Source organism: Streptomyces polyasparticus (assembly GCF_014493765.1).
Classification (GTDB): Bacteria; Actinomycetota; Actinomycetes; order Streptomycetales; family Streptomycetaceae; genus Streptomyces; species Streptomyces polyasparticus.
Map to the genome: position 1 here is coordinate 106,183 of NZ_JACTVJ010000013.1, position 23,263 is coordinate 129,445.

Genomic DNA, 23,263 nt, shown 5'->3' on the forward strand with positions numbered 1-23,263 from the left:
GGGCCCGTCACCAGTAGAAGGGCCCCTCCGCGCGCCAGGTCATCTTGCCGAAGACGTCGTTCGTCTCCGGGGTCGAGACGGTGATGTTGCTGACCTTCAGCCCGTACTGGACCCTCGAACGCCCCTCGGGGCAGGTGAAGTCGACGGCCGCGAAGTTCAGGAAGAACCCCGGGCCGAACTCCCGTGTCGGATCCGAGCGATGGGCACTGACGACCCAGCCGGCGTCACCGTGGTAGTACACCCAGGCCAGCGGCTGCTGCGTGGTGCGCACCACGAACGACGTGCTCCAGTCGAAGCTGCCGTCGGCCGCGGTGCAGCCGAAGGTCCTTGCCGTGTCGGCGGCGGCGGAGAACCCGTCGTCGCCGAGGTTCCCCGCGATGTAGCCGGGCAGGTCGCGCACGCCGTGCAGCGTGGTACTGACGGTGAACCCTCCGCAGCCGTCGGTCGGGTAGTACTCGTGGTACCGCAGCTGGCACTTGCGCGGCCCTTCGGCCGAATCGACCACGGGGTCGTAGACGGGCCCGGGCACAAGCCCTGTGTGCTCGACCGTCATCGAGGGCCCGCCCGGCACGTCCGCCAGGACCTCCACGACCACGGGGTGCGCCTGCGCGGGGCCGACTGCCCCGAGGACGAGCCCCAGTGCCGCGGCGGCCGCGAGGAGCCCCCGCATCACCGGTCTTCTCCTGCCTCTCCTCGTCATCAACTTTCCCCCCTGTACGTCGAGTCGAAGAATGCGGCACGACCGTAGCGGGAGCGCTCCCGCCCCACCACGCGAATCGAGCACTCCGCTCGGAGGCACCCGTTCCTTCGGCGCAGGACAGCAATATTTGACCAGTCGTTCCAGTTAAGCCTAGAGTCGTCGACATGGCCCGCACCAAGGAGTTCGATCCCGACGCAGCGCTGCAGGCCGCCATGGAGCTGTTCTGGCGGCGCGGCTACGAGGCGACCTCGATGGCCGATCTCACCGGCCACCTGGGGATCGGGCGGGCCAGCCTGTACGCGACGTTCGGGAGCAAGCACGAGCTGTACCTGAAGGCGCTCGACCGGTACGGGGAGACCCGGGACCCGGCCCTGGTCGAGGAGCTGTCCCAGCACGGCCCGGTCCTGCCGGCCGTCCGCGCACTGGTGCGACGGTTCGCCGACGAGGCCGCGGACGAGACGACCCGCCTGGCAGGATGCCTGGTCACGAATACGGCGGCGGAGCTCGCCGCCCACGACAGGGATGCCGCGCGCCGGGTCGAGCGCAGCTGGGAACACCTGGAGACGCCGCTCCATTCGGCGCTCCTGCGGGCGCGGGCCCAGGGCGAGCTGCCCGAAGGCAGCGAGCCGCTCGCGCTCGCCCGGATGCTGGTCGTCCTGATGCAGGGGATCCGCGTGGCCGGCAAGGCCTCGAGCGATCCGGGACGCGTACGGGACGCGGCCGAGCAGGCGCTGAAGCTGCTCGACGGCTGAACCGGCGGACACGGCCCGCAGCCCGCGCACGGACAGGGGTGCCTTCGACGGCACCCCTTCCTTACGCCGTAATACTGAACCGATCGGTCAAGAAAGAGGGGGATCATGACCGCGCTCCACCAACCACACGCGACGGGCACACCGAGCGACCCGGCCGGACAGAGCGGCCCGGACGCACCAAGCGGCCCGGATGAGCCGAGCGGCCCACGCACACCGAGCGACCCGGGCACACCGAGCAACCCGGGCCCGCCGAGCAGCCCGGACGCCGCACTCCACCCGCCCACCGACTCCCCGCCCCACCCCACCACCGCCGCCTTCGCCCTGCTCGGCACGGTCCAGGCCACCCTGATCTTCACCCTCGCCGCCCTCGCCGTCCCCCTCCCCCGCATCGGCCGTCAATTCGGCCTGGCCCACGCCGACTTGATCCTCCTGAGCGCCTCGTACGGGCTGGCCTTCGCCGGGCTGCTGCTGTTCGGCGGGCGGCTCGCCGACCGGTACGGAGGGCGGCCGGTGTTCGCGGCCGGGCTCGTGGTCTTCGCCGCCTCCTCCGTGCTCGTACCGCTGGCGCCGACGTATCCGGTGCTGCTCGGCGCGCGGTTCGGGCAGGGCGTGGGCGCCGCCCTGACGGCGCCCGCCGCGATGGCGCTGCTGCGCGCGCTCTTCCCCCGGCCCGCCGCGTACGGAAGGGCGATGGCGACCTGGGGCGGGCTCAACATGCTCGGGGCGACCGCGGGGAACGTCCTGTCCGGGGTGGCCACGGCCCTGTGGTCCTGGCGTGCGGCACTCGCGGTGCCGGTCCTCGTGGCGGCCGCGGCGCTGACGCTCGCACCCCGACTGCTGCCGGGTGCCTCCCGCAGGGACGCACCCACAGAACCCGCAGCACTCTCCGCCCCCACCGCACCCATCGCACCCACCGCGTCCGGCAAGTCCCGCCCCGCCCTCGACCTCCCCGGCGCCCTGCTCGCCACCGCCGGTGTGACGCTGGTCAGTTACGGACTCGTCGTCTCCGACACGTACGACTGGATCTCGGGCGCCACCCTCGTGCCGTTGCTCGCCGGCGCCGTCCTGCTCGCGGCCTTCCTCGCGGTGGAGCTCCGCGTGCGCGACCCCCTTCTCCCGCCGCGCTTCCTGCGGGACCGGCGCCGGGCCGTCGGGCTGCTCGCGGTCGCGGTGACGGCCGCCGGAGCCTCCGTCACCTTCGTCGTCCTGTCCCTCCAACTCCAGGAGGAGCGGGGCTGGTCGGCGCTGCAGACCTCGGCCGCGTTCATCCCGTTCGCGGTGGCGCAGCTGGCCGCCGCGCGGGCCGCCGCTCCTCTCATCGCACGCTTCGGGGCCGCGCGGACCACCGCGTACGGGCTCGGCACGGCCGCCACCGGGCTCGGCCTGATCGCCCTGACGGGTCTCGCCGAGCAACTCCCGTACGCCTACAGCCTGTTGCCCGGCACGCTTCTGCTGCCCGCGGGCGCCGCCGTGGCCTTCGCGGGGGCGGCCGTCCTGTCCACCGACCGCGTGCCGGCCGGACAGGCCGGACTCGCGGGCGGCGTCTTCAACACCGCGATGGAGGTGGGCGCGTCGGCCGTCTTCGCGGCGGCGATCGCGCTCGGCGGGGACGCGGCGACCTTCGCGGCGCTCGCGGTCGCCTTCGTCGCCGTCGCGCTCCTCAACTCCCTTCCGAACAACCACCGTTGAGATCACCTCACACCTCAGGAGTACGTATGTCCACCACCGCTCGCACCCGCTTCATCGGCAAGTCCGTCCTCGTCACGGGCGCGGGCACCGGCATCGGCCGCGCCGTCGCGCTGGCCTTCGCCGCCGAGGGGGCGAAGGTCGTCGTCGCCGGGCGCAAGCAGGGGCCGCTCGACGAGACCGTCGCCCTGATCGAGGCGGCGGGCGGCACCGCTTCCGCCGTGACCGCGGATGTCAGCAAGGCCGCCGACGTACGGGAGTTGACCGCCGAAGCCGTACGCCGGCACGGCCGCCTCGACGTGGCCGTCAACAACGCCGGCGTCTTCCGCGGCGGTGGCCCGCTCGCCGAACTCGCCGTCGAGGACTGGCAGACCCTGCTCGACATCAACGTGACGGGCGTCCTGCACGCCCTGCAGGCCGAGATCGGCATCATGCGGGGCCAGGACGGCGGCGGCACCATCGTCAACATCTCCTCCAACCTCGGCGCCCACACCCGCATCCCCGGAGTCGCCGGCTACCTGACGTCCAAGGCCGCCGTCTCCGCCCTCACCCGCGCCGCCGCACTCGACCACATCGGCGACGGGGTGCGCATCAACGCAGTGAGCCCGGGAGCCACCGACACCACCATGTCGCTGCTCCCCGGCGAGACCGAGGCCGACCGGGCCGTCCGCATGAAGGCCTCCAACCCGCTCGGCCGGGTGTCGAGCACCGAGGAGGTCGCGGCGGCCGTCCTGTACCTGGCGTCGGACGACGCGGCCTCCATGGTGGGCACGGACCTGGTGATCGACGGGGGCGCGTCGGCCTGACACTCCGCGGCACATCGGCCTGACACTCCGCGGCGCATCGACCTGATCCCGCCCGGCGCCACCCCTCGGCTGGGCTTACCCACGGGTAAGCCCAGCCGTAGGCTTGCGGTCAACCGAAGCTTCCCCTTCCGGAAGGACCGTCATGACCGCCTGGACCGCGCGCGACATCCCCGACCAGAGCGGCCGCACCGCGGTCGTGACCGGCGCCAACAGCGGTATCGGCCTGGCGGCCGCCCGTGAGCTGGCCCGGCGCGGTGCACGGGTGCTGCTCGCCTGCCGCAGCGAGGCGCGCGGCAAGGAGGCCGAGGAACGGATCGCGTCCGAAGTCCCGGGCGCCGAGGCCGAGTTCGCGGCACTTGACCTGGCCGACCTGCAGTCCGTACGGGACTTCGCGGCCGCCTTCCGCGGCGAGCGGCTCGATCTGCTGATCAACAACGCGGGCGTGATGGCCCTCCCGTACGGGAAGACGGCCGACGGGTTCGAGACCCAGTTCGGCGTCAACCACCTCGGCCACTTCGCGCTCACGGGACTGCTCCTGCCGAAGCTGCTCGCGACGCCGGGCGCGCGGATCGTGAACGTGTCGAGCGGCATGCACTTCCTGTCGAACATCGACATCGGCGACCTCAACTCCGAGAAGAACTACCGGCGTTGGGTGGCCTACGGCCGTTCCAAGACCGCGAACCTGCTCTTCACGCACGAGCTGGCGCGCCGTCTGGACGCGGCCGGCTCCGAGGTGGTCGCGGCCGCCGCGCACCCTGGGTTCGCCCGGACGAATCTGCAGACGGCGGGGGCGCGCATGGAGGGCCGCAGGCTCGCGGAACGCGTCGCCGGACTCGGTACGCAGATCCTGGCCCAGTCCGCCGAGGCGGGCGCGCTGCCCACGCTGTACGCGGCGACGGCGCCCGGGGTGCGCCCCGACTCGTTCACCGGGCCGCGGCTGCAGGGCTGGCGCGGGGCGCCGGTGAAGTCCGTACGCGCGAAGTGGACGCTGAACGATGCCGCGGGCGAGCGGCTGTGGGCGGCTTCGGAGCAGCTCACCGGGGTGACCTACGAGCTGAAGTGAGCCGCCGCCGCGGGTGCGCCGGGCGGCGCGAACGTCCTGCCGGAGGGCGGCCCGAACGTCGGGTCAGGCCGCGGCCCGCAGCTCCACCGCCGCCAGCGGGATGAAGCCGAGCCCGTCGCCGGAGGTGTCGGCCCGGCCGCCCGACAGGCGCTTGAGCATGGCCACGGCGATCCGCTCGCCCTGCGCCTTGGCGCGCTCGGCGTGGGGGCCCGCGTGCAGTCCGTCGACGGTGGCGTGCCACAGCTGGACCCAGCGCCCGAAGTGCTCGGCGGTCATCGGCTCGACCGAGTGCAGGGCGGCGTGCGGGGCGAAGGCGTTGCGCTGGTACTCGGCGCTGCGGAAGAGGGCGCGCTCCCAGAAGTCGGTGATCCGGGGCAGGTGGACCTCGAGGCTGGTGCCGGCGATCTCGGTGAAGAAGGGGCCGATCAGCGGGTCGGCGAAGGCGGCCGTGTAGAAGCGGCGCAGCACGACATCGAGATCGTCGCGCCCGGCGATGTCGGCGCGGTCACGGGCAGCGGAGTGCACGGATTCCATCCTGTCAGGGTCCGCTCGCGTGCGTACCGGGAACAGGGCCGCAAGGCCCCGTGCCGCGGGGCCGAAAGTCCCCGCCGCACCGCGGCGCCCTTCTCATCCGTCCGCCTGCTCCAGCAGCCCCTTCAGCTCGGTGAGCCGCGCCCGCCAGAACTCCTTGTACGCGGCCACCGCGTCCGCGTCGTCCAGCCTGTGGTGACCCAGGGTGATCTGGGTCTTCTCGGGTCCCTTGACCGTCAGGAAGACGGAGATCCGGCTGGTGGCGCCGTCCCAGTCGGCGGTCAGGGACTTGCCGGGGCGGTGCGTGCGCAGGGCCAGATCGCTGTCGGGGAGCCATTGGCGGCGGACCTTCTCGTCGGTGAAGGCCTCCGTGACGCGTACGGCCGGTGCGTTCACGGTCTTGCTCGCCGAGGCCTCCCACGTGCCGTCGCAGGACTGGCCGACCTCGCGCAGACCCCGCTCCTGCTCGTAGCCGACGGTGATCGACTGGGCGTGCCAGCCGTTGACGCCGTGCTCCTCGCGCAGATGCCGGGCGATCTCGGTGTGGCCGCGCCGCCCCGCACCCCACTTGTCGAGCACGGCGAACCAGCCCACCCAGTCCTTGCCGGTGGCCTCGCTCAGGACGGCGGCCGACAGCTTCTCGGTGATCTTCTTTCCGGCGCCGGGGCCGGTGCTCTTCGCGGCGTCGGAGCCGGCGCTCTTCGCGGTGCTCATGAGCCCGACGCTAGGACGGGGGCCGCGCCCCGGCAAACCTGCGCCCACCCTTCGCCCCTTGTTCATGTACAGACAACACTGCCCGCCTAGGTTCTCCAACCGCGCGACCCCGCCGCCGCACCGGCGCGCGGGGCGTCCCCCACCACCTGGAGAGACAGTGGAACGTCGGACCTTCCTGCGCGGCGCGGTCATCGGCAGCTCGGCGGCCGCCTTCGGCGGCACGCTGTGGCGCGGCGCCGCCTTCGCCGACCCGGCCCAGCCCGGCACGGGCCCCTACGGCGCGCTCAAGACGGCGGACGCCAACGGGATACAGCTGCCCGCGGGGTTCACCAGCAAGGTGATCGCCCGTTCCGGACAGAAAGTCGGCTCCACCTCGTACACCTGGCACAACGCCCCCGACGGCGGCGCCTGTTACGCGGACGGCAGCGGCTGGATCTACGTATCGAACTCGGAGATCAGCCCCGGGGGCGGCGCGGGCGCGGTGAAGTTCTCCTCGGCCGGTGCGATCACGGGCGCCTACCGGATTCTGTCCAACACGCGCACCAACTGCGCGGGCGGCAAGACCCCGTGGAACACGTGGCTCTCCTGCGAGGAGGTCGACCGGGGCTACGTCTACGAGACAGACCCGTGGGGCGTGAAGGCGGCCGTGCGCCGGGACGCGATGGGCCGGTTCAAGCACGAGGCGGCCGCGGCCGACCCCGTACGCCGGACGATCTATCTCACCGAGGACGTCTCCGACGGCTGCTTCTACCGCTTCACGCCCACCACCTGGGGCGATCTGTCGGCCGGAAAGCTGGAGGTCCTGAAGATGGGCTCGGGCACCAGCGGCCCGGTCACCTGGGCCCAGGTCCCCGACCCGTCCGGCGCCTCCGCCTCGACCCGCAGCCAGGTCTCCGGCGCCAAGCGCTTCACGGGCGGCGAGGGCTGCTACTACGCGGACGACACCTGCTGGTTCACCACCAAGGGCGACAACCGTGTCTGGCAGTACAACGCGGCCGCGCAGACCCTCGAACTCGCCTATGACGACTCGCTGGTGAGCGGCCCGCCGCTGACCGGTGTGGACAACGTGACGGGCACCGCGTCCGGCGATCTGTTCATCGCCGAGGACGGCGGCAACATGGAGATCTGCATGATCACGCCGGATGACGTGGTCGCCCCGTTCCTGCGGATCACCGGGCAGTCGGGATCGGAGATCACCGGCCCCGCCTTCTCACCCGACGGCACGCGGCTGTACTTCTCCAGCCAGCGCGGCACGAGCGGCAGCTCCTCGGGCGGCATCACGTACGAGGTGACGGGGCCCTTCCGCAGCTGAGGACCACGTCTCAACGGCTGAGCAGCCGCCGGCCGAGCGGCGTCAGCGTGTGCAGGACGCTGGGGCCGTCACGGACCGTCGAGACCAGGCCCGCCTCGCGCAGCACCGAGGCGTGCTGGCTCGCGGAGGCCGGTGACACCCCGACCCTGCGGGCGAGTTCACCGGTCGTGCAGCCGCCGTCGACGGACGCGAGCACGGCCGAACGCGTACGCCCGAGCAGCCGGTCGAGGGGCCCGCGCCCTCCGGCCGGCCGCCCGGTGCCCGCGCCGGTGCGGCGCACCGGGTAGACGAGGACCGGCGGCAGGTCCTCGTCCACCAGGGTCACGGGCCTGCGGGCACAGAAGTACGAGGGCACGAGGACGAGTCCGCGCCCGGCGAGGTGGATGTCGTGCGGCATCGGATAGTCGGCTTCGAGGACCGGCGGTTTCCAGCGGAGCACGGGCCGCAGCCGCGCGAGCATCCCCTCCGTGCCCCCGTCGAGCAGCCCGCGCAGCGCGACCGCGCGCTCGGCGTCGACCTGGGCGTGGACGCGGTCGAGATAGGGCGCGATGCTCGCCCGGTGGTAGTCGCGCAGACTGCCGGTCAGCAGTCCGAGCGTGTGCCGGTCGCCGTCGGCGAGCGGCTGCAGCCACGTCGGCACGGCATCCAACCGGCCCATTTCCAGGCCGAGTTGCTTACGCGGCGTCGAGGCCAGCACGTCCAGGCTCTCGTCGATGGAGCCGTGCAGCGCGCTCGGCGTGAGGAAGTCCGGGAAGTTGCCGCGCTCCGGTATCAGCGCGCCCATGACACCGAGCGCCCGCCGCCCGCGCTCCGGATCGCCGCCGAGCCGGTGGCGGGCGCCGGCCCGCCAGCCGTCCAGCTCTCCCGGGGCCCAGCGGTCGCGCAGCCGGTGCAGGCTGAGCACCGTCTCCCAGAGCAGATGCGCCCGGTCCGCGATCCGTACGCGGGTGAGATCCGCAGCCGTGAAATGGATCCGCAGCACGTCGATTTCCCCCTGTCCGACTCCCCTATTTGGACTGAACCGAAATGCCTCGCGGTTCCTTCCTATCCCCTCGAGGATGGTTCGGGCACGGCTCGTGCGGGGGTACGGGGAGCACGGTGAGCTTTGCACAACTGCGCCCAGGACGGACGAAGTCGGCGGGAGCCGCCCTGGCACTGTTCGCGGCGGCCTTGGTGAGCTGCGGTTCCTCGGGGGGAGGACCGGACACCGGGGCCGCCGCGTCCCGTGCGGCCGACTGGGCGCCGCCGGGCGCGGAGATCACGGAAACGCTGCGGTACGCCGAGTAACTATTCGTTGCGGCGTGTATGCATACCCGCGGAATCAACTACTCCGTCCGCTCTCCGGACATGATTCCCCGGCCGCCCAGGGAATTCCCGTACGGAATAGACGATGCGGAATGGGCCCGCACTCATGGATTCGGCACGGCACCGCACCAGACGGGCCTCGCCCGCCTCGGCCGCCACCCGACGGCGTAGTGGGCCGGTCCGTCTCCGTGCATCTTCCGGGTCCATGGGTGAACCGGCAGGGCACTGGCGGGAGTTGAACAAGGCGTACTGGGACGAGCGGGTGCCCATTCACCTGGGCGGGTCGTTCTACGACATGGAGGGGTTCCGCGCCCGGCCCGATTCCCTGAAGGACTTCGAGACGGCCGAGATGGGGGACGTCAGGGGCAAGCGGCTGATCCATCTGCAGTGCCACTTCGGCCGGGACACACTGTCGTGGGCGGCACGCGGAGCCCGGGCCACCGGTCTCGACTTCTCTCCCCCTGCGATCGAGGCGGCCACGCGGCTCGCCACCCGACTCGGCCTCGACGCACGCTCTTTGACCGCGGATGTCCACGACGCGGCCTCGGCGGTCGGGGGTGAGACCTTCGATGTCGTCCACGTCCGCTTCGGGGCGCTGAACTGGCTTCCCGACATCAACCGCTGGGCGTCCGTGGTCGCCGAACTGCTCGCCCCCGGCGGGCAGTTGTATCTCGCGGAGTTCCATCCCTTCGGCTTCGACCTCGACGACGAGACGGCGAGCACGGTGACCCACGACTACTCCACGAGGGGCCGGAGGCCTCGGGCGGCCCCGGTACGTACGCGGACGAGACGGCGGCGACCGAGGCCGACGAGACCATCGAGTGGCGGCACAGCCTGGCGACCGTGGTCTCGTCGATCGCCGGAGCCGGTCTGCGGATCCGGTTCCTGCACGAGCACGACCACACCTTCTGCCTGCAACGGCAGTCGCTCGTACGCCACGAAGGCGATGTCTACCGGCACCCCGAGGGCACGCCGCGCATCCCCCTCACCTACTCGATCCTCGCCGAGAAGGCCTGAGCCGAAGACCTCGGCCCACGCCAGGTGCCCGCCGTCAGCGGTTCGGCAGCGTGCGTGGGTAGCCGAGGCGGGCGAGGAGGCTCGTGTCCCCGAAGCGGGTGAGCGCGTGGATCCGGTCTCCGCGCAGGGTGAGCACCGTCAGACCGTTCGCCCGCAGGATCGGGGCGTGAGGATCGGGGAGGTAGAGCACCAGAGCCGGCTGGCCGTTGGCGCGGGCGGGGAGGAAGGTCATCTCCTGGAGCTGATGGGAGGTCAGGAACCGGGCGATCGCCTCGGGTCCGCGGTACCCGACGGGCTGGGGCGGCATGGTCAGCCTGGCGTCGTCGGTCAGCAGGGCCACCAGTTCGGCGACATCGGAGCGCTGGAACGCGCTGACGAACCGGTCGACGACGGCCGCTTCGGCCGGCGACTTGGGCACCGGCACGTCGTACGGGTGAAGGCCGGGCGGGAGGGCGGCCCGGGCCCGGACGAGCGCACTGTTGACGGCCGCCTGCGTGGTGTCGAGGATCCCGGCGGTCTCGGCCGCGGGAAAGCCGAGCACGTCACGGAGCACCAGGACCACACGCTGCCGCGGCGGCAGATGCTGCAGACCCGCCACGAACGACAGAGCGATCGACTCCCGGGCGTCGTACCGGGCTTCGGGGCCGGGCGTCAGGCCGTCCGCATCACCGGGGTAGGGCTCGAGCCACCACGGGTCGGCGGCTCCGCCCTGCGCCGGGCCGGGATCGGGCAGACCCGCCGGCTGCGGCCGGCGGGATTCACCGCGCAGGTGGTTGAGACAGCGGTTGGTGGCGATCCGGTACAGCCACGCCCGCAGTGACCTGCCGTCGAACCGGCCGATCGAACGCCATGCCGCCAACAGGGCCTCCTGAAGTACGTCCTCGGCGTCCTGCACCGATCCCAGAATCCGGTAGCAGTGCGCCTGCAGCTCGCGGCGGTGGGGAGCGATGAGTTCACGGAAGGCCTCACCGTCCCCCGCCTGGGCAAGGGCAAGGGTCGCTTCGGTCATGGGGCGGACTGTCCCTTCGTCCGGGCTCTCGGGCTTCTGACAGTGCAACACCCCTGACGGCCCGGATTCATCGCCGTCGCGCCGGTGAATCCTCCGCACGGCCGGTGCTTCACCTGGCAGACGCGCTCACCTGCGGATTCCACCGGCAGCAGTGCGGATTCCACCGGCAGAAGGAGGCACCATGCGCAATCTGATCGTGAGCAGCCTGGTCTCGCTCGACGGCGTCCACGGCGACCCGCAGTCATGGGTCGGGGACTTCTTCGACCAGCAGGCCGCCGAGGAGGCACTCGCCGTACTGCGCGAGAGCGACGCCATGCTGATGGGCAGGACCACCTACACCGAGTTCGCCGCCGCCTGGTCCTCGCCCTCCGGGCTCTACCTGGACCGGATCAACGACATACCCAAGTACGTCTTCTCCTCCACCCTGACCACAGCGGACTGGAACAACTCGACGCTCGTCCCCGGCGACCCGGTCCCCGCCGTGCAGGAACTGAAGAAACAGGGAGACGGGCATCTGATGATCTACGGCTACGGCCGGCTCGCCCAGACCCTCCTCGAACACGGCCTGGTCGACCGGCTGAACTTCCTCGTCGTCCCGGTCATGGCGGGCGGCGGCACTCCGCTGCTGCGCCCCGGCAAGCGCACGAACCTGCGGCTGGCCTCCGTCAGGGAGCGCCGCAACGGCGTGGTCGCTCTCTCCTACGCGAACGCCTGACGTCTCCGCGTACAGACAAAGCGCATCGCGTACAGACAAAGCGCATACAGACAAAGGAGGCGCCCCCCGCACAGGGGCGCCTCCTTCGATGGACCCGGGGCCGTCGACGAACCGGTGAGGGTTTGTCAGGGCATGACCCGCCGACGGCCCCGGTGGTTCAGCCACCGGTCATGGTCCGGCCTCAGCGGCTGTCGCTGCCCTTCGACGCGACCGCGGCGCGGCCGGCCTCGAGACGGGCGACGGGGATACGGAACGGGGAGCAGGACACGTAGTCGAGCCCGACCTCGTGGAAGAAGTGCACCGACTCCGGGTCGCCGCCGTGCTCACCGCAGACACCGAGCTTGAGGTCGGGACGCGTGGCGCGGCCCTGCTTGACGGCGTGCTTCACGAGCGAGCCGACGCCGTCCTTGTCGATGGTCTCGAACGGCGAGACACCGAAGATGCCCTTCTCCAGGTACGCGGTGAAGAAGCTCGCCTCCACGTCGTCGCGGCTGAAGCCCCAGACCGTCTGCGTCAGGTCGTTCGTGCCGAAGGAGAAGAACTGCGCGGCCTCGGCGATCTGACCGGCCGTGAGCGCGGCCCGCGGCAGCTCGATCATGGTGCCGATGGTGAGCTTGAGGTTGGTGCCGGTGGCGGCCTCGACCTCGGCGATCACCGCGTCCGCCTCGTCCTTGACGATCTCCAGCTCCTGGACGGTGCCCACCAGCGGGATCATGATCTCGGCCCGCGGGTCGCCCTTGGCCTCCTTGCGCTCCGCGGCCGCCTCGGCGATGGCGCGGACCTGCATGGCGAACAGACCGGGGATGACCAGACCGAGGCGCACACCGCGCAGACCCAGCATCGGGTTCTGCTCGTGCAGCTTGTGCACGGCCTGGAGCAGGCGCAGGTCGTTCTCGTTGGCGTCCTTGCGGGACTCGGCGAGCGCGACGCGGACCGAGAGCTCGGTGATGTCGGGCAGGAACTCGTGCAGCGGCGGGTCGAGCAGCCGCACGGTGACGGGAAGGCCGTCCATCGCCTCGAAGAGCTCGATGAAGTCCTTCTTCTGCAGCGGAAGCAGCTCCTTGAGCGCTTCCTCACGCTCGTCGTCCGTGTCGGCGAGGATCAGCTTCTCGACCATCTCGCGACGCTCACCGAGGAACATGTGCTCGGTGCGGCACAGGCCGATGCCCTGGGCGCCGAAGCGGCGTGCGCGCAGCGCGTCCTCGGCGTTGTCGGCGTTGGCACGCACGCGCAGACGGCGCTTGCCGTCGGCGAAGGACATGATGCGGTGCACGGCGGCGACCAGCTCGCCGGCCTCCTCGGCGCCGGCGTGCATCCGGCCCTCGAAGTACTCGACGACGGGCGAGGGCACGACGGGCACCTCACCGACGTAGACCTTGCCGGAGGAACCGTCGATGGAGACGACGTCGCCCTCCTCGATGACCACACCGCCCGGCGCGGTCATCCGGCGGCGCTTGGTGTCGACCTCGAGCTCCTCGGCGCCGCAGACACAGGTCTTGCCCATGCCGCGGGCGACGACGGCGGCGTGCGAGGTCTTGCCGCCGCGCGAGGTCAGGATGCCCTCGGCGGCGATCATGCCGTCGAGGTCGTCGGGGTTGGTCTCACGGCGGATGAGGATGACCTTCTCGCCGGAGCGCGACCACTTGATGGCGGTGTACGAGTCGAAGACGGCCTTGCCGACCGCGGCGCCCGGCGAGGCGGCGATACCGCGGGCGATCTTCTCGACCTTGGTGTCCTCGTCGAACCGCGGGAACATCAGCTGCGCGAGCTGCGCGCCGTTGACGCGCTGCAGCGCCTCGGCCTCGTCGATCAGGCCCTGGTCCACGAGCTGTGTGGCGATACGGAACGCGGCGGCGGCGGTGCGCTTGCCGACGCGGGTCTGCAGCATCCACAGCTGACCGCGCTCGATGGTGAACTCGATGTCGCACAGGTCCTTGTAGTGCGTCTCGAGCGTCTCCATGATCTGCATCAACTGGTCGTACGACTTCTTGTCGATGTTCTCGAGATCGGCGAGCGGCACGGTGTTGCGGATACCGGCGACGACGTCCTCGCCCTGCGCGTTCTGCAGGTAGTCGCCGTACACACCCTGGTGTCCCGAGGCGGGGTCGCGGGTGAAGGCGACGCCGGTGCCGGAGTCGGGGCCGAGGTTGCCGAAGACCATCGAGCAGACGTTGACGGCGGTGCCGAGGTCGCCCGGGATGCGCTCCTGGCGGCGGTACAGCTTGGCGCGGTCGCCGTTCCAAGAGTCGAACACCGCGGTGATGGCGAGATCCATCTGCTCGCGCGCGTCCTGCGGGAAGTCACGGCCCGCCTCACGCTTGACGATCTTCTTGAACTCCTTGACCAGCTTCTGGAGTTCGGCGGGGCCGAGGTCGGTGTCGACCGTGACCTTCTTGGCCTCCTTGGCCGCGTCGAGCGCGTCCTCGAAGAGCTCGCCGTCCACGCCGAGGACCGTCTTGCCGAACATCTGGATCAGACGGCGGTACGAGTCCCACGCGAAGCGCTCGTCGCCGGCCTGCTTGGCGAGACCCTTCACGGAGGCGTCCGAGAGGCCGATGTTGAGGACGGTGTCCATCATTCCGGGCATCGAGAACTTGGCGCCCGAACGTACGGATACCAGCAGCGGGTCGTCGGCCTGGCCGAGCTTCTTGCCCATCTTCTGCTCGAGGGCGTCGAGGTGCGCACTGACCTCTTCGCGCAGCTCAGCGGGCTCGGTGCCGCTGTCCAGGTAGACCTTGCAGGCCTCGGTGGTGATGGTGAAGCCCGGAGGGACCGGAAGGCCGAGATTGGTCATCTCGGCGAGGTTGGCGCCCTTTCCGCCGAGGAGGTCCTTGAGGTCCTTGTTCCCCTCGGTGAAGTCGTAGACGAACTTCTGCTTCTTGTTTTCCGACACGGGTCTCGACTCCTCGAGGCTCGGTGGCTGCCCTGACGTCGAGGAACATACCCAGATCGAAGGCTTCTGAGGAGATACACCTGAGCGCCCTACGGCCGTAACCACCCGTCCGCCAGCAGATCGAAAGTGACCCTTCGGTAGGCGAAGTTTTCATCCCCCGAAGGGAGCTTGACCTCATCGAGAAAGATTGCGCTCACATGAGCGGGATCTGGAGCAGTTGAGTTCAAGTCTTGAACGCAAAAAGGGTGGCACCCCGTGCCACCCTTCAGGCCCCACACACCTTCAAGATCCGCTCATGTGAGCAGTGAGCTTCTCAAGGTGGCGAGAATCACGCGATTATCGATCATCAATCGGCGGGCTTTCCCAGGGTCCGGACGCCGTCTTCCCAGCCTCCGGACACCTCCTCAGCCGCCGGACGTGTCCAGCTCCGCCTCTTCGCTCACGCCCGCGCAGTCGTACGGGTCCTTGAGCCAGCCGTCCGGCAGCACGACCCGGTTGTTGCCCGACGTACGGCCGCGCGGGCCGTCCGCGCCGACCGGCCAGGCCTGGTCGAGATCCAGCTCGTCGAGCCCGCCGCGCAGCTCCTGGAGGGAAGAGGTGATCGCCAGGCGCTTGCGCATCTCGGAGCCGACCGCGAAGCCCTTGAGGTACCAGGCCACATGCTTACGGAAGTCGATGACACCGCGTGCCTCGTCACCGATCCACTCCCCGAGCAGCGTCGCGTGCCGCACCATCACCTCGGCAACCTCTCGAAGCGAAGGCGCCGCGGGGGCCTGGTTGCCCTCGAAGATGCCGACCAGGTCGCCGAAGAGCCACGGCCGCCCCAGGCAGCCGCGGCCCACGACCACTCCGTCGCAGCCCGTCTCGCGCATCATGCGCACCGCGTCCTCGGCGGACCAGATGTCCCCGTTGCCCAGCACCGGGATCTCCGGCACGTGCTCCTTGAGCCGCGCGATGGCGTCCCAGTCCGCGGTGCCGCCGTAGTGCTGGGCCGCCGTGCGCCCGTGCAGCGCGATCGCCGTGACGCCCTCCTCGACCGCGATACGGCCCGCGTCGAGATAGGTGATGTGGTCGTCGTCGATGCCCTTGCGCATCTTCATCGTGACCGGCAGATCGCCGGCGCCGCTGACGGCCTCGCGCAGGATCGCGCGCAGCAGGTTCCGCTTGTACGGGAGGGCCGAGCCGCCGCCCTTGCGGGTGACCTTGGGGACCGGGCAGCCGAAGTTGAGGTCGATGTGGTCGGCGAGGTTCTCCTCCGCGATCATGCGGACGGCCTTGCCGACGGTGGCCGGGTCCACTCCGTACAGCTGGATCGAGCGGGGCTTCTCGGTCTCGTCGAAGTGGATCAACTGCATGGTCTTCTCGTTGCGCTCGACCAGGGCGCGCGTCGTGATCATCTCGCTGACGAACAGGCCCTTGCCGCCGGAGGCTTCCTCCTTTGATTCGCCTCCGGCGAATGATCCGCCTTCGGCGAATTGCCGGCAGAGGGTACGGAACGGCGCGTTCGTGATCCCGGCCATGGGGGCGAGCACCACGGGCGGCTGGACGACGTGCGGTCCGACGGTGAGCGGGGAGAAGGAGTGCTGCGGCATCCCGCCATTGTCGCGTACGCGGCCCCCTGGCGGACAGAGTCTTTAGTTAGGCGTACTTTTGATGCATGCCCTCGTCTGCCCCTGTGAGCGATCCCCTGACCCATCGCAGGCGCATGCTGATCCTCGCGATCTGCTGTATGAGCCTGCTGATCGTCAGCCTCGACAACACCGTCCTGAACGTCGCCCTGCCCTCCATGCGCAAGGAACTCGACGCGGATGTGGCGGGCATGCAGTGGACGATCGACGCGTACACCCTGGTCCTGGCCTCGCTCCTGATGCTGGCCGGTTCGACGGCGGACCGGATCGGGCGGCGCAAGGTCTTCACGACCGGACTGGTCCTCTTCACGATCGGCTCGGTGCTCTGCTCGCTCGCGCCGAACCTCGAATCCCTGATCGCGTTCCGCATGGTGCAGGCCGTGGGCGGTTCGATGCTCAACCCCGTGGCGATGTCGATCATCACCAACACCTTCACCGAGCCCAGGGAGCGCGCCCGCGCCATCGGCGTCTGGGGCGCGGTCGTCGGCATCTCGATGGCCGCGGGACCGCTGATCGGCGGGCTGCTCGTGGACTCCGTCGGCTGGCGCTCGATCTTCTGGGTCAACCTCCCGGTCGGCCTCCTCGCCCTCTTCCTGACCCTGCGCTACGTGCCCGAGTCCCGCGCCCCCAAGCCCCGCCGCCCCGACCCGGTGGGCCAGGTCCTCGTGATCGCCCTGCTCGGCTCCGTCACGTACGCGATCATCGAGGCCCCCGCGAAGGGCTGGCTGTCGGCGGAGATCCTCGCGTTCAGCGCCCTGGCCGTCCTCGCCCTCGCCGGCCTCGTGCTCTACGAGCGGCGGCGGGACGAACCGCTGATCGATCTGCGGTTCTTCCGCAGCGCGCCGTTCAGCGGGGCGACGGTCATCGCGGTCAGCGCCTTCGCCGCGCTCTCCGGCTTCCTCTTCCTGTCCACGCTCTATCTGCAGGACGTCCGCGGGTACGACGCCCTGCACGCCGGACTGTGGATGCTGCCCATGGCGGCGATGTGCTTCGTGTGCGCACCGCTGTCGGGACGGCTCGTCGGCAGTCGCGGGCCCCGGATCTCCCTGCTGGTGGCGGGTGTCGCGATGACGGTGAGCGGGGTGCTGTTCGCGGCCTTCGAGGCGGAGACCTCGAACACCACGCTCGTCATCGGGTACGTGGTCTTCGGCATCGGCTTCGGTTTCGTGAACGCCCCCATCACCAACACCGCTGTCTCCGGCATGCCCCGCGCACAGGCGGGCGTCGCGGCCGCGGTCGCCTCGACCAGCCGCCAGGTGGGCGGCACGCTCGGGGTTGCGGTGATCGGGGCGGTGCTCGCGGCAAACATGGCCTCGGCGGCCTCCTCCTCCGCCTCCGTGGACTTCGTCGAGGCGAGCAAGCCCGCGTGGTGGATCATCGCGGGCTGCGGGCTCAGCGTGCTCGTGGTGGGTGCGCTGACCAGCGGGCGGTGGGCCCGGGGTACGGCGATCCGTACGGCCGAGCGGCTTGAGCACACGGAGGCGGCGGAAGCCTCGGTCAAGGTCTGACGACGGCGCGCGGTGGCCGCGCGCATTCTCGCACCGTCCGGGCCGCCTCCTCCCGTCCGGGCCGCCCTCCGCCGTCCGTGCCGCGCCCCGCCTTCCGTGCCGCGCTCCCGCCGTCCGGGCCGCCGTGCGGCCGCCCGTGAAACAATGGGGACGCATGCGACACCTCACCACCTCGGTCGGAGGGACAGCCACCTTCTACCGGGATACGGGCCCTCAAGACGGACCGATCGTGCTGCTGCCGCACGGCTACCCCGGGTCGTCGTTCGTGTACCGGCAGCTGATGGCCGCACTGGACGACCGATGGCGGCTGATCGCCCCGGACATGCCCGGGTTCGGCTACAGCGCCACCCCCGCGCCGGAGGAGTTCGGCTACACCTTCGACGCCTACGCCGACTTCCTGTTCGAGTTCACCCAGAGCCTCGGCCTGAAGCGCTACGTGATCTGGCTGCACGACTACGGCTCCCAGTTCGGGCTCCGGCTCGCGATGCGGGAACCGGGGCGAGTGGCGGGACTGATCATCCAGAACGGCGACATCTACGAGGACGAGTTCGGACCCAAGTACGACGCCCTGCGCCAGTTCTGGGCCGACCCGGGTCCCGAGGCGCGCCGGGGCATCGCCGCCCACGTCAGCCTGGAGGGCTTCCGGGACGAGTTCACGGGCGAACTGCCCCCCGCCGTCGCGGACCGGATCCCACCCGACCTGTGGACCCTGCACTGGGCGCTCATGCAGACTCCCGAACGCGTGGCGAACCTGGTCCGGCTCCTCGAGGACCAGCCGAGCACCCTGGCGTGGTTCGAGCGTCAGCGGGCCTACCTGCGCGAACACCGGCCCGAGACGCTCATCGTGTGGGGGCCTCACGACGGGTACATGCCCGAAGCCGCAGCCCGCGCGTATCACCGCGACCTCCCCGAGGCGGAGTTGCACCTCCTCGACGGGGGCCACTGGCTGCTCGAAACCCACCTCGACGAGGTGGTCCCACTGGTCCGCGCGTTCCTCGATCGCGTGCTGCCCTCGGCGGCGGCTTCGCCCTGACGAGCGACGGAAAGACCACGGCAACAGCAACGGCCCGCAACTCCGAGGGAGTTGCGGGCCGCCGGCGTATCCGGGTCAGCTCTTGGCGGCGTCCTCCGGCTGTGCGTCGCCGGTCGTCGACGACGCACCCTGCGCACGTTCCTGCATCTTGCGGACGAGCTCCTGCTTGAGCTCCTCGGCCGTCTTGCGGTCGTTCGCGCGGGAGGTCGCGGATCCGGCGTCGTTCTTACGGGACAGCTTCTTGCGCTGCCCGCCCACGCCGAGCAGGTTGTTCCGGCTCTTGGCCACGGGTGATTCCCATCAGGTGAGAGAGATGAAGGTGTCGGAGGGGGCGGGGCCCGGCCCGCCGGATCTCACTCGTAGATCGGGAGGTGAAAGTACATGGCGCTGACGGTACCGGAGCGCGGGAGGCGGGCGCACCGCATTACCGGTGGGGTGACAGATGACAGCTGACAGATATTGAAATCTGTCAGCTGTCATGCCAAGCTGAATACGGCACCGTCCTGACCTCCCAAGGAGCCCTCATGAACACCCGCACCCTCGGCACCACCGGCCCGGAGACCTCCGCCCTCGGCCTCGGCTGCATGGGCATGTCCGCGCTGTACGGGGACGCCGACCGCGCCGAGTCCCTCGCCACGATCCACGCCGCGCTCGAAGCGGGCATCACGCTTCTGGACACCGGCGACTTCTACGGCATGGGCCACAACGAGCTGCTGATCAACGAGGCGCTGCGCACCGCCCCCGCCGCCCTGCGCGAACAGGCGCTCACCAGCGTCAAGTTCGGTGCCCTGCGCACCGTCGAGGGCGGCTTCACCGGCTACGACGGCCGCCCGGCCGCGGTGAAGAACTTCGCCGCGTACTCGCTGCAGCGCCTGGGCACCGACCACATCGACATCTACCGGATCGCCCGCGTGGACCCCGACGTACCGATCGAGGAGACCGTCGGCGCGATCGCCGAGCTGGTGGAGGCCGGGCACGTGCGGCACATCGGCCTCTCCGAGGTCGGCGCCGAGACCCTGCGCCGCGCGGCCGCCGTCGCGCCGATCTCCGATCTGCAGATCGAGTACTCGCTCATCTCGCGCGGCATCGAGGCGGAGATCCTGCCGACGGCACGCGAGCTCGGCATCGGCATCACCGCGTACGGCGTCCTGTCCCGCGGCCTGATCTCCGGCCACTTCTCCCGCGACCGCAAGCTCGCCGCGAACGACTTCCGCGGCATGAGCCCCCGCTTCCAGGGCGAGAACCTCGACCGCAACCTCGATCTCGTCGACGCGCTGCGCAAGATCGCCGAGCAGAAGGGGGTCACGGTCGCGCAGACCGCGATCGCCTGGGTGCTCGCGCAGGGTGAGGACATCGTGCCGCTGGTCGGCGCCCGCACCCGCACGCGCCTCGCGGAGTCCCTCGGCGCGCTCGATGTCACCCTGGACGCCGCCGACCTCGACGCCATCGCCCAGACCGTACCGGCGGACGCCGCCGCGGGCGAGCGCTACCCGGCGAACCAGATGGCACACCTGGACAGCGAGCGCTGACCGGCCCCCGGGTACGGTTCCCACCATGGCCACCGAAACGCTGACCGCCGAGCGCATCCTCGCCGCGACCGAGGACGTGCTGCGTCTGTACGGACCCTCGAAGGCGACCGTCGTCGACGTGGCCCGTGCGCTCGGCGTCAGCCACGGCAGCGTCTACCGCCACTTCCGTACGAAGGCGGCGCTGCGCGAAGCCGTCACGAAGCGGTGGCTCGACCGCACCACCGGGGAGCTCCGGCAGATCGTCGAGGACTCCTCCGCCACGGCCGAGGACCGGCTGCGGCGCTGGAACGTCCACCTCTTCGAGGCCAAGCGCGCGAAGGCCGGCGCGGATCCGCAGCTCTTCGCCACGTACGAGGTGCTGCTCCGCGAGAACAGCGAGACGGTCGACGAGCACATCGCGGACCTGGTCGGCCAGCTGACCGAGATCCTCCAAGCAGGGCTCTCCGAGGGCACGTTCACGCTCGGCTCAGCGGATGTACCCGCCGGCGCGCGTGCGGTCTTCGACGCCACGGTCCGCTTCCACGACCCGGTGTACGCGGCGCAGTGGGTCCTCCCGGACATCGAGCGCGAGCTGGCCGCGGTACTCGATCTGGTCCTGAACGGGCTGCGGGTCCGGGCCTGACCCCTCAGCTCTCCACGCCGAGCTGTCGCGCCAGATCCGTCAAGTCCTCGGCGTACAGGTCGAATCGGTCCGCCGAGCCCGGCGGGTCGCCGACCGGCCGTGCCACATAGGCGGTGCGCATCCCGAGCTTCTGCGCGCCGCGCAGGTCCCAGGCGTGCGCGGCGATCATCAGGAGGCGCTCGGGCGGCCGTCCCGAGGCGGTGACGGCAAGGCGGTAGACCTCCGGGTCCGGCTTGTACGCGCGGACGTCCTCGGCGGACAGGGCCTGGTGCCAGCGCAGGCCCGCGGACGCGTTGAGCCGAAGCAACGCTGTACGGCTGGCGTTGGACAGGCCGAGCACCGGAAAGCCGCGCGCCAGCCGAGCGAGTCCGGCCGCGCTGTCCGGCCAGGCCGGCAGCCGGTGGGCCGCCTCGGCGAGGCGGGCGAGAGCCGCCTCGTCCTTGATGCCGACGGCCTCGGCCACCTGCTCGGCGGCCTCGCGGTCGACCACGTCGGTGTCGGCGTAGGCGCGTTCGCCCTCGGCCATACGCTGCTGCTCGCGCGCGATGTGCTGCTGCCACATCGCGACCAGGCGCCCGGCCCGCGGCTCGTCCAGGGTCGGATCGAGCTCGCGGACCGCCGTCCGCAGACCGGTGGGTTCATCGACGAGTGTCCCCAGTACGTCGAAGACGAGGGCGTCGATGTCCAGGTGCGGCATGCCGGATCTCCCACGGTCGAGGGCGAGTTCGGCTCACGAACCTACCTCCGCCCGGCCGCCGGCGGGCGTTCAGGCCACGTCGAGGACCGCCTTGCCGTGCAGGCGGCGGCCGAGCAGCGCCTCCACCGCCTCGCCGTAACCGGTCCACGGGCCGCGCAGACTGATGCCCGGGTCGAGCCGTCCCGCGGCGACCTCGGCGGCGAGCCAGGTCAGGTCGGCCGAGAAGTCCGCGGCCGGATCGCCGAAGAGGAAGAACGTACGGATCGACCGCTCGTGCAGGCCGTCGATCCCCATCAGCGCCTCGGGCGCGAGGACGGTGTCCGCCTCGGCCGAGCGGCCGACGCTGACCAGCGTCCCGTGCGCCTCCAACTTCGCGAAGGCGTCGGCCAGTTGACGTCCACCGACGTTGTCGAGGACCGCGTACACGGGACGCTCCACGGCGTCCGGCGCGGTGTACACCTCCTTCGCCCCCAGGGCGCGCAGCACGTCCGCCTGGGCGGGGTCCCGGCTGATGGCCACGACGTCGGCGCCCCCGCGCGCCGCGAGCTGCACCGCGAAGCGGCCCACGCCGCCGGAAGCGCCGGTGACCATGACCCGGCGGCCGAGCAGCGACCCCATGCGGCGCAGCACGCGCAGGGCGCTCAGGCCGGCGACCGGCAGGGTGCTGACGGCGCCGAGATCCGCGTCGTCGGGCACGGCGCCGAGCCGCGCGGCGGGGACCGCGCGCAGCTCCGCCCAGCCCTGCTCGCCGATGGTGACCACACGGGTCCCCTCGGCCGGCCCCGAACCGTCCTGCGCCGCCTTCTCCACGACGCCCGCGGCGTCCCAGCCGATCACCGTGCCGTCCGGCGTCCAGGCGGCCGCGGCGCCGTGCACCTCGCCGAAGTTGAGCGAGACGGCACTCACCCGCACCAAGGCCTCGTCCGGCGCAGGGACCGGATCCGGGACCTCGGCCAGGGAAAGGTGTCCTGCCGCGCCGTGATCGACCACGAGTGCCCGCATGTCTCCGCCTCCATCGTCAGCTGCCGTCGTACGCCCCGTATCCCACCGAGCAAAGTGCCACAGTGTGGCACTTGCGCCATTAGAGCATACGCTCGGATCGGGCGCGGGCGGCTAGGATGGGGCGCATGACGACCGCAGCGCAGCCCCCGACCTTGCGCGAACGCAAGAAGCAGCGCACCCGCCAGGCGCTGGCCGAGACAGCTGTCACGCTGTTCACCGAGCGCGGCTTCGACGCGACGCCCCTCGATGCGCTGCTCGACGAGGTGGAGGTCTCGCGGCGGACGTTCTTCCGCACGTACCGCTCCAAGGAAGATGTGACGCTGACCGCGGTGAAGGAGCTCTGGGGCACCTTCCTCGACGTCATCGAGGAGCCCGGGCGGTCCGGACCGCTGGCCGATGTGTTCCGGGACGCGATGCTGACCACGCTCGACCGCATGAGCGCCGAGTGGTCCCCGCGGTTCGCGGCCACCCTGCAACTGATCGAGCAGTCACCGTCCTTGCACGGTCACGCGCTGCGGGACTGCGCCGAGATCCAGGCGGGCGTACGGGAGCGTCTCGGCATCGCGGACACGCTCGAGGCGCGGCTGCTCATCGAGTACTGCGTCGCGACCTGGCGCTGCGCGCTCGACGAGTGGCCGGCCCCGTACGCACCGGCGAAGCTGCCCGGGTGCGTACGGCGCGCGTTCGCGGCCATGCCGGACAGCCTCGCGGTCACGGTCTGAGCAACCGAAGGTCCCCGGA

The 23,263-nt window shown here is 70.9% G+C and carries 23 protein-coding genes and 1 pseudogene; 14 read left to right on the top strand and 10 right to left on the bottom strand.

Annotated features, from left to right (window positions below; translation table 11 throughout):
* Window positions 1–7: 7 nt before the first annotated feature.
* Entirely contained in the window at window positions 8–670 is a 663-nt protein-coding gene (locus H9Y04_RS26765; RefSeq protein WP_187816604.1) for a hypothetical protein, read from the bottom strand.
* 194 nt (window positions 671–864) lie between these two features.
* Between H9Y04_RS26765 and H9Y04_RS26770 the strand changes: the two genes are divergently transcribed.
* The 4 genes from H9Y04_RS26770 to H9Y04_RS26785 all read left to right on the top strand — a co-directional run bounded on the left by H9Y04_RS26770 (window position 865) and on the right by H9Y04_RS26785 (window position 5,007).
* Window positions 865–1,452, top strand: coding sequence for a TetR/AcrR family transcriptional regulator (locus tag H9Y04_RS26770; RefSeq protein WP_187816605.1), 588 nt, complete (start codon window positions 865–867; stop codon window positions 1,450–1,452).
* Window positions 1,453–1,557: 105 nt separating this feature from the next.
* Window positions 1,558–3,141, top strand: a complete 1,584-nt coding sequence (locus H9Y04_RS26775; RefSeq protein WP_187816606.1) for an MFS transporter — start codon at window positions 1,558–1,560, stop codon at window positions 3,139–3,141.
* Window positions 3,142–3,167: 26 nt separating this feature from the next.
* Complete coding sequence (locus tag H9Y04_RS26780) at window positions 3,168–3,944, top strand: SDR family NAD(P)-dependent oxidoreductase (RefSeq protein ID WP_187816607.1); 777 nt, start codon at window positions 3,168–3,170, stop codon at window positions 3,942–3,944.
* 142 nt (window positions 3,945–4,086) lie between these two features.
* Window positions 4,087–5,007 (top strand): oxidoreductase, encoded by a 921-nt coding sequence (locus tag H9Y04_RS26785; RefSeq protein ID WP_187816608.1) that lies wholly within the window; start codon window positions 4,087–4,089, stop codon window positions 5,005–5,007.
* Window positions 5,008–5,070: 63 nt separating this feature from the next.
* On the opposite strand, the gene H9Y04_RS26790 is transcribed toward H9Y04_RS26785, so the two are convergent.
* Together H9Y04_RS26790 and H9Y04_RS26795 are read right to left on the bottom strand one after the other, a co-directional pair.
* Entirely contained in the window at window positions 5,071–5,541 is a 471-nt protein-coding gene (locus tag H9Y04_RS26790; RefSeq protein WP_187816609.1) for a group III truncated hemoglobin, read from the bottom strand.
* A 93-nt stretch (window positions 5,542–5,634) separates the two neighbouring features.
* Window positions 5,635–6,252 carry a DUF4287 domain-containing protein gene (locus H9Y04_RS26795; RefSeq protein WP_214661642.1) on the bottom strand — a complete coding sequence of 206 codons (618 nt, stop codon included), beginning with the start codon at window positions 6,250–6,252 and terminating at the stop codon, window positions 5,635–5,637.
* 157 nt (window positions 6,253–6,409) lie between these two features.
* Here H9Y04_RS26795 and H9Y04_RS26800 point away from each other — a divergent pair, with 157 nt between their 5' ends.
* Complete coding sequence (locus H9Y04_RS26800; RefSeq protein WP_187816610.1) at window positions 6,410–7,564, top strand: alkaline phosphatase PhoX; 1,155 nt, start codon at window positions 6,410–6,412, stop codon at window positions 7,562–7,564.
* A gap of 10 nt (window positions 7,565–7,574) precedes the next feature.
* Here the strand turns inward: H9Y04_RS26800 and H9Y04_RS26805 are convergent, their stop codons facing one another.
* Window positions 7,575–8,546 (bottom strand): ArsR/SmtB family transcription factor, encoded by a 972-nt coding sequence (locus H9Y04_RS26805; protein ID WP_187816611.1) that lies wholly within the window; start codon window positions 8,544–8,546, stop codon window positions 7,575–7,577.
* 116 nt (window positions 8,547–8,662) lie between these two features.
* On the opposite strand from H9Y04_RS26805, the gene H9Y04_RS26810 reads away from it, so the two are divergent.
* The 3 genes and pseudogenes from H9Y04_RS26810 (at window position 8,663) to H9Y04_RS47815 (ending at window position 9,886) form a co-directional block, all read left to right on the top strand.
* Window positions 8,663–8,851 carry a hypothetical protein gene (locus H9Y04_RS26810; RefSeq protein WP_187816612.1) on the top strand — a complete coding sequence of 63 codons (189 nt, stop codon included), beginning with the start codon at window positions 8,663–8,665 and terminating at the stop codon, window positions 8,849–8,851.
* Between the two features lie 367 nt (window positions 8,852–9,218).
* Window positions 9,219–9,494: pseudogene (locus H9Y04_RS47810) on the top strand (class I SAM-dependent methyltransferase); the annotation flags it as partial.
* 218 nt (window positions 9,495–9,712) lie between these two features.
* Entirely contained in the window at window positions 9,713–9,886 is a 174-nt protein-coding gene (locus tag H9Y04_RS47815) for a hypothetical protein (RefSeq protein ID WP_306660178.1), read from the top strand.
* Between the two features lie 34 nt (window positions 9,887–9,920).
* Here H9Y04_RS47815 and H9Y04_RS26820 read toward each other — a convergent pair whose 3' ends face one another.
* The gene (locus H9Y04_RS26820; RefSeq protein WP_187816613.1) at window positions 9,921–10,895 is read right to left on the bottom strand and encodes a sigma-70 family RNA polymerase sigma factor; all 975 of its coding nucleotides are present in this window, start codon (window positions 10,893–10,895) and stop codon (window positions 9,921–9,923) included.
* A gap of 181 nt (window positions 10,896–11,076) precedes the next feature.
* On the opposite strand from H9Y04_RS26820, the gene H9Y04_RS26825 reads away from it, so the two are divergent.
* Entirely contained in the window at window positions 11,077–11,610 is a 534-nt protein-coding gene (locus H9Y04_RS26825; RefSeq protein ID WP_187816614.1) for a dihydrofolate reductase family protein, read from the top strand.
* 181 nt (window positions 11,611–11,791) lie between these two features.
* On the opposite strand, the gene ppdK is transcribed toward H9Y04_RS26825, so the two are convergent.
* Both ppdK and dusB read right to left on the bottom strand, forming a co-directional pair.
* Window positions 11,792–14,503: a pyruvate, phosphate dikinase gene (ppdK, locus tag H9Y04_RS26830; protein ID WP_187816615.1), complete on the bottom strand. Its 2,712-nt coding sequence runs from the start codon at window positions 14,501–14,503 to the stop codon at window positions 11,792–11,794.
* A gap of 404 nt (window positions 14,504–14,907) precedes the next feature.
* On the bottom strand, window positions 14,908–16,095 hold the full coding sequence (dusB, locus tag H9Y04_RS26835) for a tRNA dihydrouridine synthase DusB (RefSeq protein WP_187816616.1): 1,188 nt from the start codon (window positions 16,093–16,095) through the stop codon (window positions 14,908–14,910).
* Between the two features lie 65 nt (window positions 16,096–16,160).
* Between dusB and H9Y04_RS26840 the strand changes: the two genes are divergently transcribed.
* Both H9Y04_RS26840 and H9Y04_RS26845 read left to right on the top strand, forming a co-directional pair.
* Window positions 16,161–17,639, top strand: a complete 1,479-nt coding sequence (locus tag H9Y04_RS26840; RefSeq protein ID WP_187816617.1) for an MFS transporter — start codon at window positions 16,161–16,163, stop codon at window positions 17,637–17,639.
* Between the two features lie 154 nt (window positions 17,640–17,793).
* Window positions 17,794–18,672 carry an alpha/beta fold hydrolase gene (locus H9Y04_RS26845; protein ID WP_187816618.1) on the top strand — a complete coding sequence of 293 codons (879 nt, stop codon included), beginning with the start codon at window positions 17,794–17,796 and terminating at the stop codon, window positions 18,670–18,672.
* Window positions 18,673–18,747: 75 nt separating this feature from the next.
* Here the strand turns inward: H9Y04_RS26845 and H9Y04_RS26850 are convergent, their stop codons facing one another.
* Window positions 18,748–18,960, bottom strand: a complete 213-nt coding sequence (locus H9Y04_RS26850) for a DUF6243 family protein (protein ID WP_187816619.1) — start codon at window positions 18,958–18,960, stop codon at window positions 18,748–18,750.
* A gap of 236 nt (window positions 18,961–19,196) precedes the next feature.
* On the opposite strand from H9Y04_RS26850, the gene H9Y04_RS26855 reads away from it, so the two are divergent.
* Together H9Y04_RS26855 and H9Y04_RS26860 are read left to right on the top strand one after the other, a co-directional pair.
* Window positions 19,197–20,201: an aldo/keto reductase gene (locus tag H9Y04_RS26855; RefSeq protein ID WP_187816620.1), complete on the top strand. Its 1,005-nt coding sequence runs from the start codon at window positions 19,197–19,199 to the stop codon at window positions 20,199–20,201.
* A gap of 25 nt (window positions 20,202–20,226) precedes the next feature.
* Complete coding sequence (locus H9Y04_RS26860; RefSeq protein WP_187816621.1) at window positions 20,227–20,823, top strand: TetR/AcrR family transcriptional regulator; 597 nt, start codon at window positions 20,227–20,229, stop codon at window positions 20,821–20,823.
* Between the two features lie 4 nt (window positions 20,824–20,827).
* On the opposite strand, the gene H9Y04_RS26865 is transcribed toward H9Y04_RS26860, so the two are convergent.
* Both H9Y04_RS26865 and H9Y04_RS26870 read right to left on the bottom strand, forming a co-directional pair.
* Window positions 20,828–21,520, bottom strand: coding sequence for a haloacid dehalogenase type II (locus H9Y04_RS26865; RefSeq protein ID WP_187816622.1), 693 nt, complete (start codon window positions 21,518–21,520; stop codon window positions 20,828–20,830).
* 69 nt (window positions 21,521–21,589) lie between these two features.
* Window positions 21,590–22,522, bottom strand: coding sequence for a zinc-binding dehydrogenase (locus tag H9Y04_RS26870; protein ID WP_187816623.1), 933 nt, complete (start codon window positions 22,520–22,522; stop codon window positions 21,590–21,592).
* 125 nt (window positions 22,523–22,647) lie between these two features.
* On the opposite strand from H9Y04_RS26870, the gene H9Y04_RS26875 reads away from it, so the two are divergent.
* Entirely contained in the window at window positions 22,648–23,244 is a 597-nt protein-coding gene (locus tag H9Y04_RS26875; RefSeq protein ID WP_187816624.1) for a TetR/AcrR family transcriptional regulator, read from the top strand.
* Window positions 23,245–23,263 lie beyond the last annotated feature (19 nt).

Excerpts from the sequence above, each read along its gene's own strand:
- H9Y04_RS26765 (WP_187816604.1), bottom strand. The coding sequence starts at position 670 with ATGCGGGGGCTCCTCGCGGCCGCCGCGGCACTGGGGCTCGTCCTCGGG.
- H9Y04_RS26770 (WP_187816605.1), top strand. The coding sequence starts at position 865 with ATGGCCCGCACCAAGGAGTTCGATCCCGACGCAGCGCTGCAGGCCGCC.
- H9Y04_RS26775 (WP_187816606.1), top strand. The coding sequence starts at position 1,558 with ATGACCGCGCTCCACCAACCACACGCGACGGGCACACCGAGCGACCCG.
- H9Y04_RS26780 (WP_187816607.1), top strand. The coding sequence starts at position 3,168 with ATGTCCACCACCGCTCGCACCCGCTTCATCGGCAAGTCCGTCCTCGTC.
- H9Y04_RS26785 (WP_187816608.1), top strand. The coding sequence starts at position 4,087 with ATGACCGCCTGGACCGCGCGCGACATCCCCGACCAGAGCGGCCGCACC.
- H9Y04_RS26790 (WP_187816609.1), bottom strand. The coding sequence starts at position 5,541 with ATGGAATCCGTGCACTCCGCTGCCCGTGACCGCGCCGACATCGCCGGG.
- H9Y04_RS26795 (WP_214661642.1), bottom strand. The coding sequence starts at position 6,252 with ATGAGCACCGCGAAGAGCGCCGGCTCCGACGCCGCGAAGAGCACCGGC.
- H9Y04_RS26820 (WP_187816613.1), bottom strand. The coding sequence starts at position 10,895 with ATGACCGAAGCGACCCTTGCCCTTGCCCAGGCGGGGGACGGTGAGGCC.
- H9Y04_RS26825 (WP_187816614.1), top strand. The coding sequence starts at position 11,077 with ATGCGCAATCTGATCGTGAGCAGCCTGGTCTCGCTCGACGGCGTCCAC.
- dusB (WP_187816616.1), bottom strand. The coding sequence starts at position 16,095 with ATGCCGCAGCACTCCTTCTCCCCGCTCACCGTCGGACCGCACGTCGTC.
- H9Y04_RS26840 (WP_187816617.1), top strand. The coding sequence starts at position 16,161 with ATGCCCTCGTCTGCCCCTGTGAGCGATCCCCTGACCCATCGCAGGCGC.
- H9Y04_RS26845 (WP_187816618.1), top strand. The coding sequence starts at position 17,794 with ATGCGACACCTCACCACCTCGGTCGGAGGGACAGCCACCTTCTACCGG.
- H9Y04_RS26855 (WP_187816620.1), top strand. The coding sequence starts at position 19,197 with ATGAACACCCGCACCCTCGGCACCACCGGCCCGGAGACCTCCGCCCTC.
- H9Y04_RS26860 (WP_187816621.1), top strand. The coding sequence starts at position 20,227 with ATGGCCACCGAAACGCTGACCGCCGAGCGCATCCTCGCCGCGACCGAG.
- H9Y04_RS26865 (WP_187816622.1), bottom strand. The coding sequence starts at position 21,520 with ATGCCGCACCTGGACATCGACGCCCTCGTCTTCGACGTACTGGGGACA.
- H9Y04_RS26870 (WP_187816623.1), bottom strand. The coding sequence starts at position 22,522 with ATGCGGGCACTCGTGGTCGATCACGGCGCGGCAGGACACCTTTCCCTG.
- H9Y04_RS26875 (WP_187816624.1), top strand. The coding sequence starts at position 22,648 with ATGACGACCGCAGCGCAGCCCCCGACCTTGCGCGAACGCAAGAAGCAG.